We start from the raw sequence: 15255 nt of genomic DNA, 5'->3' as shown, positions 1-15255 counted from the left end.
TCATGGTAGCCCCTCGATGTTGTCCGGACCGCGCGCTCTCACGGCGCGTACCCGAAGAAGTTCCCTGTCGAACATCGACATGCGGGAGGGACTGACCCGAACAGGTCAGGAGTTTCGTTCCAGACGAGCTTCCATCGAAAAAAGAACGGAACCGCTGGGAGGAAACCCTCCTTGGCATGTCCCAGTCTTCAAAGGTCGGAGTACTTGCGTATCCGGCTGCGGGGTGAACCGCTTCGCAAGCTGCTTCGTCGTAACGATCGAGCGCTTGTCCATGCCCATGAGGTTTACTTTTTCACCGTCGCATCGGCGCTGATTCTGCACCCTGTTCGCCTGTCGGATGAGGGGGTGAAAAAAATTTGTCCCACCATGAACTCATGCGCGGATCGTCATGGACCTTGACGATCAATCGCGACATTCAGGTGCTGCACCGCTTCATGTCCGACCATCGGTGATCCGCATGGATAGCGATCGTCGCAGGGCATTCCTGCTGCATCCCGGCCCTGTCGGGAATTGCAGGAAGACATCGCAGGCAGGGGAACACCCGCCCGCGGCCCGGGAAGTAGGTGCCGCACCAAGCCGACGCAGAGCGGTCCGGTGACGCAAAGCAAGGTTCAGGGTTCAAATCGGAGTTTTTCAAATGAAGAAGTCTGTCATGCGGGTGCTGCTAGTCGCAACGGCACTCACAACGCTTCCTGCCGTATCCATGGCGCAGCAGGCACCGCAAACAGGGCCGGATCATGACGCTCCCCAACAGGGCTTCGGAGACATCGTGGTCAGCGCCCAGCGTATCGACCAGCGGCTTCAGGACGTTCCGGTCTCGGTAACCGCCATCACCGCAGAGGAGATCGAGACGCGTCAGGTGCTCTCCCCTACCGATATCGGCCGACTCGCCCCCAACGTGAACCTGAGTTCGGTGACCGGCGGCAGCGCCGGCCTCACTGCCTATATCCGCGGTGGCGGCGTGACGGACGGCGGCTACATCATGTCGGAACCGGAAGTCGCACTTTACGTGAACGACGTCTACAATGCCCGCATGCAGGCCGCCCTTCTCGACTTCGCCGAGATCGAGCGGATCGAGGTGCTGCGCGGCCCGCAAGGCGTGCTATATGGCCGCAATGCGGCGGCGGGCGCGATCAACATCATTACCAAGCAGCCCGCCGATACGCTGACCGGCAATGTGCAGGTCGGCTACGGCACCTGGAACGAACGCCGCGTGAAGGGCTACCTTTCCGTTCCCCTCAGCAAGGACGGCAAGTGGGCCTTCTCACTCAACGGCATCGTCCGCGCGCGCGACGGCGGCCGCCAGTACAATGCCACGCTGGACCGGGAGGTCGGCAAGGAAGACTTCCAGGGCGGTCAGTTCGATCTCGCCTACAAGGGGGACGTCGTCAAAGGCCGGCTCAATCTGTTCTATGTTCATCTCAACAGCGACGGCCAGTGGGCCAGCAACACCGTCACTGGCGAAAACGGCACGATCGTGCCGCTCTCCGGCTCATACCGCACCGTGCTCTCGCCCTTCCCGTCCTATACCACCGTCACACAGAAGGGGGGATCGCTGCGCCTTTCCGCCGATTATCCGGGCGGCACCATCACCTCGATCACCGCCTATTCGCGCCTGAACGACAGCTGGGGAGAGGACTTTTCCGGCGGCGTCTATCCTTCGATGATCGGCAGCAACGGTGACACGCCGATCTCGCTGTTCGAACGCGAGAGCCGCTCCAAGTCATGGCAGGCCAGCCAGGAAACACAGTTCGCCGGTTCGGTGGCGGACGATCTGGTGAACTATGTCGTCGGACTCTACTACTTCCACGAGCAGGGCGATCAGGACATGAACTCCACGATCTTTTTCGCCCCCTCGACCACCCGGTTCCATGCCGAAACGAATGCCTGGGCAGGCTACGGTCAGTTCACTTTCAACGTGACGGACAAGCTCGCGCTGGTGGCTGGCGGCCGGTATACACTGGAAGACAAGAGCCTGGACGCGACGCTGGCCGGCACGCCAGCGATAAGCCGCGACCACTACGAGAAGTTCACGCCCAAACTCGGCGTCAACTTCAAGCTTTCGCCCGACATGCTGCTCTATGCCTCCTACACCGTCGGCTTCAAGTCGGGCGGCTATAACGGCCTCGCCTCCACCGCCGTGCAACTGGCGACCGCCTATCGCCCGGAGACCACGAAAGCCTGGGAGGCAGGAGTAAAGGCCGATATCGGCCGCACCATTCGCGGCTCCATTGCCGGCTTCGTCAACAAGATCACGGACCGTCAGGAAACTGTGAACCTCAATGACGGCGGCTTCCTTGTCGAGAACTACAACGTAAGGATTTCCGGCATTGAGGCCGAACTGGCCTGGCGCCCGCTCACTGGTTTCCAGATATGGGGCAACGGCTCGATCAACCGGGGCAAATACCTCTCCACCGACTCCACCGTCGGTTCGCTGATCGGCAAGAACCCGCCTTCGCTGCCCAAATACCAAGGCACCATCGGCGTGGACTACTCCCTGCAGGTCGGTCCGGGTACTGCCAAACTCGGCGCCGACGCCGCCTTCCGCGGCCAGTACTTCTCGACGCCGGACAATCTGGAGGTCGGCCATGTAAAGGCGACCCAGCTGTTCAACGCCTATGCGGGATACGACGTGGGACCGTGGAACTTCCAGATCGCCGGTAAAAACTTGTTCAACCAGACCTACTGGACGACCGGCTTCGGCTTTTCAGTGATCAACCCCCGCATAATGGCCAATCCCCGCACGGTCCTTGGTACGGCAAAATACAGTTTCTAAAAAAGAGGCGCCTGTCGCTTTACACGTACAAATTAGGTGACAGGCGAAGAACACCACCTCGCGGTAGGAATGGATAACCCCTTCAGCCGACTGATAACTATGCCGACCAATTCCGTTAGGAGGCGTGAACAAATTCCACGCCGCCTAACGGAATTGGCACCACTCACGTTATAGTCTCATATTGGGAGCCCGTGAGTGGTGAGTGGTAAGCGTTCAGCTTCACCCTTCAATCCGTATCTGGCCGCCATTCTGCAGATAGAAAGTAGCCATATTCCCGGATCATTACACAGTCGCCGTACGACTTTCGAATAGTTTTGGCATCTCTCGTGTCCCTGCCTGCCGTATAGCCATTAAGTCTGGCGCGGTTGGCTGATGATCGCCGCCCAGCTCTATTTCCTTGTCCCGCCCATGCTGGCCCGCCGCAAGGAGCTGCCGCTCGCGGAAAAGCTGAATGATAGCTTCTGCACACCGATGAGCCCGGAAACGAGGCCAATTTACTGACCGGGGCTTGACCGGCGCTGCCGGCCTTGCCGGTATTGTCGGGCTCGGGTAGTGGCGGGAGGATTCCATTGCTTCTGCCGTTATCTCGACCGACATTATCAGCGACGGCGTGACGGGGCTTCGCTCGTCGAGCGCCGAACTGGTCGAGGGCTCGCCGAGGGCCTTGTCGAGCCCCAAACTTTCGCCAGATGCATTGAAGCTGGAGGAGCGGCTTTGCAGCGACTTGCCGCAAGCCAACGTTCGGCTCAGTGAAACCGGGCGCCTGATCAGGGCAGAGGGACACGGCGTTCGCCCCCGGCGGAACGCCGGCATCCACGCGGCTAAAGGCCCCGGGAAAAAGAGCGATCCTGGCGCCTGGCGCAACTCAGCTTCATCCCCCCTGCCCAGCAATCATCCACTGACGGAACCGCCAGAGATATACCAGGCCTGGCTCCGAAGCTGGCAAATACTTACGCCGCAGGATCGACCGCAATCAAGGGATGCTTGGGCAAGGTCAGAATGAAGTTGGCACCCTTGCCCTCCCCCTCGCTTATAACCGAAATCGTTCCGCCATGCTGATCCACCAAGTGCCTCACCAGCGCCAATCCGAGGCCCAAGCCTCCCTGCAAGCTAGAGCCAGCGCGTTCGATTTGCGCGAATTTTTCAAAGATGCGCGACTGCATGGCTGGAGGAATGCCCACACCGTCGTCACTTACCGAGATGCTGTAAGCTTCGCCGGCATCCTGGATACTCAGCGAAAGGTTGCCGCCGGTCGGCGTGTACTTGGCTGCGTTGACGAGGAGGTTTGCCAGCACCTGGGCTAGTCTTGAAAAGTCCCCTGTCATCTCCAGCGGCCGATCCGGAATATCGAGCATCAGGCGGTGGCCTCCAGCCCTCACGGCATGCCCGCTGCCCTCGAGCGCGAGTGCGGCGACATCTCGCAGATCTAGCGGAGCCAATCGCAGGGCAAACTTACCCTCCTTGATCCGAGAGACATCGAGCAGGTCCTCGACCAGACGTCCAAGGTGAGAGACCATGCGCCGCATCTGCGAACGGATCTCGCGCGAGCCTTCCTCGGTGCGCGGCCGGTCGAGCAGATCGAGGCCGCTCATTAAAGCGGCTACCGGATTGCGCAGTTCATGCGCGAGAATAGCGAGGAACTGATCTTTGGCGTCGTCGGCCTCGGCCAAAGCCACGGCGATATCAGCCAGTCCGTCGCGCTCAGCCGCAACGTTGCGGCGTTGAAGGAAGAGATCGACAAAGACCTGTACTTTGCTCCGCAGTACATCGGGCTGAACGGGTTTGAGGATGAAGTCGACTGCGCCTGCCTCATACCCGCGAAACTGACGCCGACTGTCGGCGTCACCAGCGGTCAAGAAAATAATCGGCACCTGGCGCGTACGCTCGGTGCCTCGCATGAGCTCGGCCAGTTCAAAGCCATTCATTCCTGGCATCTGCACGTCCAGCAGTGCCAAGGCAAATTCATGTTCCAGCAGCAGCTCCAAAGCTTCTTCCCCGCTACTGGCCTTGCGGATTACAACATCGTCTCGCTTCAGCATTGCCTCTAGGGCGACCAGATTGGCGGGGACATCATCGACTGCCAGAATATGGGCAATCGTTTGCATCGACCCTTTCAATGCATCTGCCGGATTTGCAAACCCCTCGACTATCGCTGTTTTTACGTCCTGCTGCACTTATAATTGTTCCGCGCTTTATGCTCGAGATTGAGATGCCTGATTGGCTAGTGTCTCGAAGGCCCCCGCACCGATATAGGATGGACTGGCTTCGCGCAAATGCAGAGCTTTTGCTGGTCGCAGCAAGCGGCAGGAACCGGGCTAGCTCCTCATGGTGCGGGAGGATGCATCTTTGCACAGCCACAAGGGTCGCGGCCTGTGTTTGTCGTCGGTACCCCGAAGCTATTGGCGCTCTATCCATCCGGCGGCGCATGCGATCAAGGCCACGGCGGTTTCACGCTCGCATAGGCTATGTCTCAGCTCGCAGATCGCCCGTGAAGATGCTGCCATTTGCCGGAAAGGCCTAGATCCGTGCGCCGGGCACGCGCCGGAGATCTGGCCCGATTTCGCGCAGGGGCAGCGCTCAAAACGTGTCGAGGCAAGTTTCTTTCCGGGGGTGTGCATCCGAGCGAGGCCGGATGTGAGGCAATTTCCTGCAGCACCATATTCACTTCGCCCGGGCGCCGGGCGCCCGAGTGTTACATCCGGCCATGGCCAGGATCCGCTTTGCGTCTTCTCGCGTTGCCGGCTGCCATTTTACGTGCGCCGAACGCCAGGCGGACAAACGAGGGGAGCCAGACGGCTCCCCTCCCTCGTTAGCCCAGGGTTCTGGTCATCAGGCGCTCGAGTCGCTGCGCGAACGCTCGCGGATCGGCCGGCGCCTCGCCTTCCGCGATCCGTGCTTCGTCCAGCAGGAGAAACGCAAGGTCACGCCGTTCATCGGCGCCAGCGTCCGTCCGCGCGAGTTTCGCGATCAAGGCATGACCTGCGTTAACCTCGAGCACGGGCTTCGCCCTCTCGGGTGCCCGGCCTGCCGAGGCCAACATCTTCTCAAGCTGGAGATCCATCGCGTTGTCAGGTGCAACTATGCAGACGGCACTGGTGGTGAGGCGGTCCGAAACGCGCACATCGGACACCTGGTCTCCCAAAGCTTCCTTCGCAAAGGCAATGAAACCGGCAAGGTCTTCGCCAATATCCTCAGGCTCGCTGCTGCCCTGCGCCAGGGGAATGAGGCTAAGATCGGCCGCGCCCTGGGTAACTGACTTGAACGGCTTACCCTTGTAGTCCGCGCCCATCGTTGTCCAGAAGCTGTCGACCTGGTCGGGCAAAAGCAGGACTTCGATGCCGCGCGCCTTGAAGCCTTCGAGCTGCGGGGAATTCGCGATCCGCTCAATATCATTGCCCACCGCGTAGAAAATCGCTGTCTGGTTTTCCTTCAGCGAACCGACGTAGTCCTCCAGCGAACGCCATTGGCCCTCCGAGGCGGTAGTCTTGAAACGGGCGAGACCAAGCAGCGTCTCGCGCCGCGCGAAATCCTCGTACAGCCCTTCCTTCAGCACGGATCCGAAATTGTCCCAGATTGCCTGGTAGCGCTCGGGCTCGGCAGCGGCGAGCTTTTCGAGTTCGGACAGGACTCGATTGCTTACCCCCTTCTGGATTGCAGCCAGGACCGGACTGTCCTGAATCATCTCGCGCGACATATTGAGGGGAAGATCGGCGGAATCAACAAGTCCTCGCACGAAGCGAAGATAGCGGGGCAGGATCTCCGCCTCGTCCGTAATGAACACCCGGCGCACGTAAAGTTTGATGCGTCCGCCTCGATCGGCGTCGAACAGATCGAACGGCTTGCTCTCCGGAATGAAGGTCAACACTGAATATTCGTGCCGGCCTTCGGCACGGTAGTGAAGTGTCAAAGCCGGCTTGTCGAACTGACCCGCCGCGCTGCGGTAGAAATCGATGTAGTCTTCCTCGCTGATCTCCGACCTGGACTTCGTCCATAGCGCTACACCATCCGCGACCTGGGCTGCTTCCTCCTCGCTCCCGGCTTCTTCGATGAAGATGGGAACCGGAACGTGGCCGGACTGGGCCTTGACGATCCGCTCGATGTTGTAACGCTCTGCATAGGTCGCTGCGTCCTCGAGAAGATGCAGCGTCACCCGCGTCCCTCGCGTCGGAGCCTGTGCAGGATCTGCCGGTGCGATAGTGTAAGTGCCAAGGCCATCGGAAGACCAAGTGGCCGCTTGGGTTTCACCCGCTCGGCGTGATACCACCTCGACCTTGTCTGCCACCATGAAGGCAGAGTAGAAACCGACACCGAACTGGCCGATGAGTTGCTGCCCTTCAGCGCCCTTTTCTGCAGAAAGTCGGTCCATGAAAGCCTTGGTACCGGAGCGCGCGATGGTGCCGAGCGTCTCGCCCATGTCGGCGGCGGTCATGCCGATGCCGTTGTCCGCAATCGTCAGCGTGCCTGCTTCCTTGTCGAGCGTCACGGTGATCCGCGGCTGCGGATCTTCTCCAAGAAGCAATGGCTCCGCGATCGCTTCGTAGCGCAGCTTCTCGCACGCATCGGCAGCGTTCGAGATCAGCTCGCGCAGGAAAACGTCCCGGTCCGAGTAAACCGAATGAACCATCATGTGCAGGAGCTTGGAAACGTCCGCCTCAAAGGCGCGGGTTTCAGGGGCGATAGCTGAATCTGTGGTCATCGTATCCTTAGCTCGCATGTTTAAGACTTGCCCGCGCCAGATGGATCGAACGCTGCTCTCGTTCAAGGGGCGCTCGGTTATGCTGTTGCCAGGGGCCGAGGTCTCCGTGATTACCTGCGATCGGCGGCGTGCGTTCGGACTGCCGCCTTGAGTCAGCCGGGGATGAGCTAAATATCCCAGGTTCTCCAGCCGGCTCTGAGGCGAGCGGAACTAGCGGTTTTGTTGCTCGTTCATTGCGCGATGAAGAATTTTGACCCAGCACAACGCCTTTCCATCCTGCACGCCCGCAGGGATCTGAAGATGGCCCGCTCTGCACATGCATACGTTCGAGGAAACACGCTGCGGTTCTATGAATGGCTGGCGGACACAGCGTCTGCACGGGTCATTCCCGAAGGGCCACCGGTGTGGATCTGCGGCGACTGCCACCTCGGCAATCTGGGCCCGATCGCTGACGGCAAAGGCAAGGTCGCCATCCAGATCCGCGACCTCGATCAAGCGGTGATCGGCAATCCCGCCCACGATCTGATCCGTCTGGGTCTTTCGCTGGCAACCGCTGCGCGCGGTTCGGACCTCCCAGGCGTGATCACGGCGCGAATGATGGAAGAGATGATCGAAGGCTATGAACGCGCCTTTGTATCCCCTGACGATGAAGGAATGGTGTGCGAGGAGGAGCCGGAAGTCGTCCGCACGGTCCGCCGCCGTGCCATCAGTCGCAAGTGGCGGCATCTCGCGAAGGAGCGCCTGGAGGATGTCGAGCCGGCCATTCCGATCGGCAAGCGTTTCTGGCCGCTAGACGACAATGAGCGGGACGCTTTGCGCGAGATCGTGATCCACCCGCCAGTCAGCCGCATGATACTCTCGCTCGACCGCAAGGGAGAGGACCGTAAGCCGTTCATGGCGGATGCGGCTTACTGGATGAAAGGATGTAGTTCGCTCGGGCTGCTTCGGTTCGCCGCAATTGTCGGGCTCAAGGGGCGCGATACTATCGATTATTCGCTGATCGATCTCAAGGAAGCAGTCGATCCTATCGCTCCCGCGGCGCCCGGTGCAACGATGCCAAGCGAACCGGCCCAGCGCGTGCTTGCGGCTGCTCTTGCGCTTTCACCCCATCTCGGTGAGCGTATGGCCACGGCGCGGCTGCTTGGTCATTCGATGTTCGTCAGGGAGTTGATGCCGCAAGACCTCAAGATCGAGGTCGAGCAGTTCTCGCGGACCGAGGCGCAGAAGGCGGCACGCTATCTCGCGCATGTCGTGGGCAAGGCCCATGCGCGCCAGATGGACGATGGGGTGCGCAGCGATTGGCTGCATGTTTTGAGAAAAGGTCGTTTTTCGGGTCTTGATGCGCCGTCTTGGCTCTGGCGTTCCGTTGTCGAACTCGCCGCCCGCCATGAGGCAGGTTACCTTGAGCATTGCCGGGTCTACGCTTTGGCCAACTGAAGGGCCACTCCCAGGTCCGCGATACAGTTGGCCGTCTACTTTGCCAGTGCCGCGCGGATCAGGCTGCTACAATCGGCATCGGGCGCTATAGGCCCGGATTTTCCGCTGATCGCGCGCCCGATCATCTTGACGATTGCCCCCACCGATTTGGACTGCTTGGGCACGATGATCTCAGAATCACGGATCGTTCCGCTCACATTGATCGGGCCTGGAAAACGCAGCCCGGCATCGGTCTTGGGTGTGCCCTCCAAGGTGAGGGCAAGGCGCTCGTCGGGGAACGTAACCGTGCCGGTTCCACGCGATTGGCTTACGCTGGTATCGATCAGCAAGGGATTGGCAGTTCCTCGCCCGCCGCGCATATCCAGCTTGAGAATGCCGCAGCGCAAGGACGAACGGCCGGCATCGCTGCCCAGTATTCCTTTGCCGATATCGAAGCCGATCAAAGCGGCGATCTTGGAGGGAAGCGATCCCGATTGTGCCGCCAACCCGATCGAGCCATCGGCATTTCCCACCACTTCCCGGATCGTGCTGCCACTTCCCTCCAACCGAACCCGCCCGTCTATTCGTCCGGTCACCTCCGCGCTTCCCCCGCCTGCGAGCGCGGAAACGTCGCTGTGCTTCAAGTCGAGGGAGAGCGTCACGCGCGGGACTGGCCTGCCGTCTCTCTGATCGACGATCGCCTTGCCGGTGATCTCCCCGGTTTTCATGCCGATACGTAGCGGCTCGACTGTCAACAACCGGTTGTCCAAGGTCAGGACGGCCGAGAGATCGGTGATTGAGGATGGGCGTCGTCCGCCGACCACACGATCGATGTTGACCGCAATACGGCCATCGGTTTTGTCAATTTTCCGGATATTGACCCGCGTGTTCGGAACCAGCCGCAAACCCTGCGCCTGTTCAAGTTGCAGGGCCCTGGCATGACCTTCATTGCTTGCCAGATCGTCAAAGTCGAGGCGGGCGAAGCGCAAGCGACCATCGAGCTTGGTTCGCTCGTCTTGCTTGAGCGCGGTCACAGATCCGGTGAGCGTGCTCGTTCCGATAGTTCCCCGCAGGGAACGGACAGACCAGGTCTTGTTTCTATGAGTAACGTCCGCGGCGAGATCGACCGCTTGAGTACCGAACAGACCCGCCTCAATGATCCGGTCGATCCGCTTCAGATCGTCCGCCCGCGCCGTCATTCGAAAATCCATGTCATCGAAGCGAAGCGGCCCGGCCATCTTGCCTGAAGCATGGATAGCCAGCGCCGTGCCCTCGATCCTCGCATCGAAGGGCCATGGCTGCGCGGTATCCATTACCCCGCCCTGGATCGCCACCCGCACCGGCGCGCCGTCCACTTGCCCGGTGCCTTTTGCCGCGAGCCCCTTCTCTGGTGTGACTTGAACCGAAATGGAAAAGCTGCGCTTTTGAAGACCATCGCGGTAGGTAATTAGCCCATCCTCGACGTTCGATACGGTCATTCCCGTGCTATTTCCCGCCTTAGCGCCCGACCCCGGCTGCTCCCAATTCTTTCGCCCATCCTCGCGGCGCACCAGGTTCATCCTGACGCCTCGCGCCGAGAGAATGTCAGCGTCGATCTTCCCGGTCAGCAGTGACATGGCATGCAGCCTAAGCCGCAGGAGGCCGATCGTCGCCATTTCTCCAGAACCTGCCCATTGGGCCTGCGGCACGCGAATGTCTGCCATTCGCATTACCGGGTTCAGGGAGAAATAGTTTTCTCGGTCCATCGACGCGATTGTGACCGGCCTCCCTATCTTGTCGCTGAGCAAGTGCTCGACCGGGTTCTTGAGCCACGAGACCGGAAATGATGCAACCAACACAAGCAGTGCGATCAACGCGGCCAATGCTGCGAGGGAGATCTTGAAAGCGATGCGTTTTACAGAGCCGCGGGTCATCGTCTGTGGACGAGTGGTAGCGCGAAATGTTCCCGCGCGGTGCACACCGACCTTAAGACAGCACAGCTACCGAGAGCCTGAGCGAACATGACGGATGATCCCCGCTTGCCGCTGGCGCACGGCCCGGGATTGAATTGAGTGTCTCGGCAGCGGGGACCAGTCCGGGCATAATATCCCCGCGACGATCACGATCTTCATGAATACTCAAGAACGCTCGCAGCTCGGGCCGAATTTTGCAGCGGCGCGCGTTGCACCCAAACCCGCCGCACCCTTTCGACGCATTCGCAAGCAGAACAACGCAATTGCGTTCACGTCCGAACCATCGGCAGGCCTCCTGAGGGGAAGCTGGCGTAGATGCAATGCATTACCCGAAGCTATGTTCGCCGTGCTCCTTGCCTGGCTCTTGAGATAAGCTGCTTTTCTATGCAATTCCGGGATATAGGTTGTTTCGGAAAAGGCAGTGCCCGAGGACATGGCAATAACGACTAAACCTGATCGGGCGCCTGTCGACCTGGCGGCCTGCGTACCGGCGCTGCTAGTGTTCTTTGCACATGCCGCTCTTGGCGCAAGATACGATCTGTTCCGTGACGAACTTTACTTCATCGTCTGCGGTCAGCACCCAGCACTGGGTTATGTCGACCAGCCACCGGGGGTGCCCCTGATGGCCGCAGGGCTGTTCAAATTGGGACTTGGCGCCTGGGGGGTGCGGCTTCCTGCCATGATCGCGGCCGGGCTGCTCGTGTGGCTTTCCGTGCGGTTTGTTCGGCTCCTGGGTGGAAATTCCCTCGCCATGGCGCTTGCGGCGGTTGCCTGTGCGCTTTCGCCTATGCTGATGGGTCTTACCGCCACTCTCAACACATCGGCTTTCGATCCTTTGGGATGGACCGCTATCGCCTACTTGCTCACGAAAGCGCTTCGATCCGGGGACGACCGGGCGCTCTTGCTTGCCGGGCTGGTCGCCGGTTCGGCGCTCGAGATCAAATACGCCATGGCGTTCTGGTTGGTAGGATTGACCCTTGGCGTGCTCCTGACACGAGAGCGGCGCATTTTGCTGCGCCCGGCGTTATGGAAGGGCCTGGCTCTTGCAGCAGCGATCGCAGCACCCTCCTTCGTCTGGCAACTGGCGCACGGCTTTCCCTTCCTTGAGCTGGGCGCGGCTGCCAGAGGCAAAAACGCAGATGTGGCCCTTCTTCCGTTCCTGGCAAACCAGGTTTTGGTGATGAACCTGCTGCTAGCACCCTTATGCGCCGCCGGGCTTGTCGCACCCTTCGTGCTGGGCCGGGTCAGGGACCTGCGTTTCGTTACCATAGCGGCAGTCACCGTGTTCATCATCGTCAGGCTTGGCCACGGGAAGGACTACTACCTGGCCCCCCTCTACCCTTCGCTTTTCATTATCGGCGCAGTCAGCCTGGCGCCTCTTGCAAAAGGCGGGCCGGGCAAGGTCATCGCAGGCCTCGGGATCTTAACAGCAGTCATCATTTCCGCCGCTCTGGCGCCGATGGCGCTCCCAATCCTTTCGCCAGCCGCACTCGCGGCTTACATGGGCAGAATCGGCATCGCCCCTCAGCAGCAGGAACGCAGCTTTAAAGGCACCGTTCTGCCGCAGGTTTTCGCGGACCAGTTAGGCTGGCACGATTTCACCGATCAGGTCGAGACAGCGTGGCACCACCTTCCCGCCCCGCTGCGCGCGCAAACGGGCATTAAAGTCGACAATTACGGCGAAGCTGCAGCGCTCGACCTATACGGCAGGCATTTGCCGCCCGTTCTCAGCGGTCATAATCAATATTTCCTATGGGGAATGCGCGGCCAGCGCCCTCGCCATCTGGTAGTCGTTCAGGACGATCTGGCGGGACTGGAACCGTATTGCGAAAAGGTAACGCTGCTTGACAGGACCTGGTCACGATATGCGATGGCCTACGAAAACGGTAAAGTTATTGCACTGTGCGAGGGAGTGAGGCCTCCGCTCGAACAGCTCTGGCCGGAGCTGAGGAACTTCAGCTAGCTATCACCGGATAGACGAGCACGAGACGCCGGCGCTAGAGGGAATAATGGAGAATTGGGCCGGCCATGCCTGAATCTGGTGTTTTCGCGATAAAGCCGCCTTATGTCTTTTATATCCGCCGACAGGAACCTTCAGGGGAATAGGTGCGAGCCGAGAATGCAAACGACACGGACACCGTGGGCCGCCGTGCAAATCGAAGCACAGGCATTCATAGGGGCCGCAATTTGCATCTTGGCGATCTTGCCGTAGGCAAGGTCACCCAAGGCCCTATCGACCGCATGCAAACGGCTAATGACTTCCACATCGGTTGCGCCAGGGCTCATAGGTTGCATCAAGCAGGTGCATCGTTTCAGGCGTCTTGATGCAGCCGGCTTACTTCAGCGCCCCAGCTACTCTTGAATTCAGCCTTGCAGTCAGCCGTGCTATCGAGGTGCACCAATTGCTTAGCGGATCAAGAGCAATATTCGCCCATCAAAATGCGGCAAGCAAAGTTGGTTCTCCGGCAATCGTTTCGTTTTCGCCTACGCGCGTTGAATTGTGAAAAAACCGACGCGCAGCTACCCGCAGCGGCTGAGGCGTAAAGTCTTGCGGCGGCAGTTCGGCTGACAATATGCATTCTTCGAACGCAGCACGACCGCGCGCGGGGCGAGTAGCTCACCAATTGTCTTCTCCGCCGCCCTCTTAAAACAGGGTTACCTTGCGCGCTGGGCTGGCAGCGGTTTCGGGAGCATCATGGGAGCGACGGCCGGCGGCGCTGCTTCCGTACTCGAACCCTGCTTTGGGCTAGCAAATTCCTGCCCTGCGTGCCGCGGCCAACTATGGACGCCCGCTCGGTTTCCAGCCGGGGTCGCCCCCGCCGCCATGCTGGCCAGGATTTCGGCGCTCGGAGATCATGTCACTTCGCTCATTCGGATCTTTTTGATTGGGATCGTCTGCAGGCTGCGATGACACGGCGATATTGCCGCGTTGTTTCACGGACGGTTTGGCCTGGAGATTGGAATCCGCGTCCGCGTCGCGCTGCAACGGTTCGCCGCTGCTGCGATCGGGCCGGCCGCCATCGTCCGACTGGTCCGCGCCACGGGCTTCTGGGACGCTCGCGGCGTGTTTATCCTGTTGGTCTTCGCCAGCCGCCGCCTTGGGTTGCGAAGCTTCGCTCGGTGTTTGAACCTTCACGTTCGGTCTCCTTTAAAAGGAAACGGTCCCCGCCAAGCCAAAGTTCCGCCAGCTGAAAAGCCTTATCCCGCCGGTTATTCAACCCGTCCTCCAGAAACTCTTGCGACGGTTCTCACCCAGCCTCGGCTGTTATGGCTTGACGCAATAGTTTCAGGTCCCTGCAGGGTCATGCGACCCTTCCCCCGATTGTTATGCGCAGCGGCCGGATAATTTCTGCTTCGAACGGTGTCACGGCCAGCAAAGAGGCCCTGCAGCTTCATCGCTGCAGGGCCTCGTCTCTTTCGTGAATCCGGCGCTCGGCACCGGTTTTCATCGACTCCTCGCGAAAGTGCGCAAAGCGCCGACACCTGCCCAACTAATCGTAAGCCTTTGTGAATAGTTCCAGCTGGAAACGAAAATTTGCGCTTTTGCCAAACTAAAGAGGCCGCCCCCACAAGAAGGAGCGGCCTCAAGAACCGGAGGGCACCGGTTGCCAAGCTACCGTGGGGACACACAGTCTAAGTTTCAACACCTCGAAAGCGAGATTGTTTCAGGCATCTGGCAATAAGGCGTGTTGGTGGAAAACTCGCCTCCGGTGAGCCGACCTCCAGTTCCCGAGGCGAGGCTGGCATCCGATATTCTTCGCAAGCTCCCGAACGCCGGTGCCGGCGCACCGCGGCATTTGAGAACTCTGCATCTCTTGCGCCTTGAATTTCCAACGTATTTTTGTACCGCACTAGCTCCTTTGGCGCAGTTGCAACGCCAGCCTTAAAGCTCAACCAGAAATCTCAAATTCAAGCCGAGAGCTCGTCACAGGTCCTGCCAACATCCAAAAAAAACGCTCGTTTCGTGCCGGGCGACCGGCGAAAGGGGTTGCACCGGCGCCTCCATCGCGCTTCTGGCGAAGCTCGCCGTCATGAGCGGTCGGAAGTTCGCGCGCAGATGCTTGGAAAGGGGGTTTGGGGAAGCACCCGGTCTCTCGGGTCGCGGTACCGAGCGTTGCCGTCGAAACCGCCGTCGAGGGAGCATGTTACGCACATGTCCCTGTGGGCAGCACCGCGCTGGAAATGAATCCGCAGATTCGCCCTAATGGAAAGCGGTCCATAAACCCTTTACCCGTTGGGGGAGACTTATGTCGCCAGCCGCATAAGCTAAGCACCAGCCAGGGGGTTGGCGATGGCGCGCCGCAGCCGTAATGCTAGATCTCCACCTTTGCGAAAAGCACAACATTTTGAACTTACATCGAACAGTATGATGTTAAAATGTTGAAATTTTGTCATGAATAAAATTACTGGATAAT

Annotated in this window: 8 protein-coding genes; 4 read left to right on the top strand and 4 right to left on the bottom strand. The window is 59.8% G+C overall.

Annotated features, from left to right (window positions below; genetic code table 11):
* The first annotated feature begins 637 nt into the window (after positions 1-637).
* Positions 638-2776 (top strand): TonB-dependent receptor, encoded by a 2139-nt coding sequence (locus AC1VV3_RS25390; protein WP_465128509.1) that lies wholly within the window; start codon positions 638-640, stop codon positions 2774-2776.
* 372 nt (positions 2777-3148) lie between these two features.
* Complete coding sequence (locus AC1VV3_RS25385; RefSeq protein WP_465128510.1) at positions 3149-3277, top strand: hypothetical protein; 129 nt, start codon at positions 3149-3151, stop codon at positions 3275-3277.
* A gap of 449 nt (positions 3278-3726) precedes the next feature.
* On the opposite strand, the gene AC1VV3_RS25380 is transcribed toward AC1VV3_RS25385, so the two are convergent.
* Together AC1VV3_RS25380 and htpG are read right to left on the bottom strand one after the other, a co-directional pair.
* The gene (locus AC1VV3_RS25380) at positions 3727-4950 is read right to left on the bottom strand and encodes a hybrid sensor histidine kinase/response regulator (protein WP_465128511.1); all 1224 of its coding nucleotides are present in this window, start codon (positions 4948-4950) and stop codon (positions 3727-3729) included.
* Positions 4951-5585: 635 nt separating this feature from the next.
* A complete protein-coding gene (gene htpG / locus AC1VV3_RS25375; protein WP_482963236.1) occupies positions 5586-7472 on the bottom strand; it encodes a molecular chaperone HtpG in 1887 nt (628 codons plus the stop codon).
* Positions 7473-7694: 222 nt separating this feature from the next.
* Between htpG and AC1VV3_RS25370 the strand changes: the two genes are divergently transcribed.
* A complete protein-coding gene (locus AC1VV3_RS25370) occupies positions 7695-8909 on the top strand; it encodes a DUF2252 family protein (protein ID WP_465128860.1) in 1215 nt (404 codons plus the stop codon).
* A 35-nt stretch (positions 8910-8944) separates the two neighbouring features.
* Here AC1VV3_RS25370 and AC1VV3_RS25365 read toward each other — a convergent pair whose 3' ends face one another.
* Positions 8945-10801, bottom strand: coding sequence for an AsmA family protein (locus AC1VV3_RS25365; protein WP_482963235.1), 1857 nt, complete (start codon positions 10799-10801; stop codon positions 8945-8947).
* Positions 10802-11261: 460 nt separating this feature from the next.
* On the opposite strand from AC1VV3_RS25365, the gene AC1VV3_RS25360 reads away from it, so the two are divergent.
* Positions 11262-12803, top strand: a complete 1542-nt coding sequence (locus AC1VV3_RS25360) for an ArnT family glycosyltransferase (RefSeq protein WP_465128514.1) — start codon at positions 11262-11264, stop codon at positions 12801-12803.
* Positions 12804-13619: 816 nt separating this feature from the next.
* On the opposite strand, the gene AC1VV3_RS25355 is transcribed toward AC1VV3_RS25360, so the two are convergent.
* Positions 13620-13976, bottom strand: a complete 357-nt coding sequence (locus AC1VV3_RS25355) for a hypothetical protein (RefSeq protein ID WP_482963234.1) — start codon at positions 13974-13976, stop codon at positions 13620-13622.
* Between the last annotated feature and the right edge of the window lie 1279 nt (positions 13977-15255).

The sequence above is a fragment of the Novosphingobium sp. BL-S-34 genome (assembly GCF_056857015.1).
Note: the sequence above shows the minus strand (reverse complement) of the source record. Positions and strands in the feature narration are given on the sequence as shown.

What these genes read in the sequence shown, in the direction of transcription:
- AC1VV3_RS25390 (WP_465128509.1), top strand. Translation starts at nt 638, where the DNA reads ATGAAGAAGTCTGTCATGCGGGTGCTGCTAGTCGCAACGGCACTCACA.
- AC1VV3_RS25385 (WP_465128510.1), top strand. Translation starts at nt 3,149, where the DNA reads ATGATCGCCGCCCAGCTCTATTTCCTTGTCCCGCCCATGCTGGCCCGC.
- htpG (WP_482963236.1), bottom strand. Translation starts at nt 7,472, where the DNA reads ATGACCACAGATTCAGCTATCGCCCCTGAAACCCGCGCCTTTGAGGCG.
- AC1VV3_RS25365 (WP_482963235.1), bottom strand. Translation starts at nt 10,801, where the DNA reads ATGACCCGCGGCTCTGTAAAACGCATCGCTTTCAAGATCTCCCTCGCA.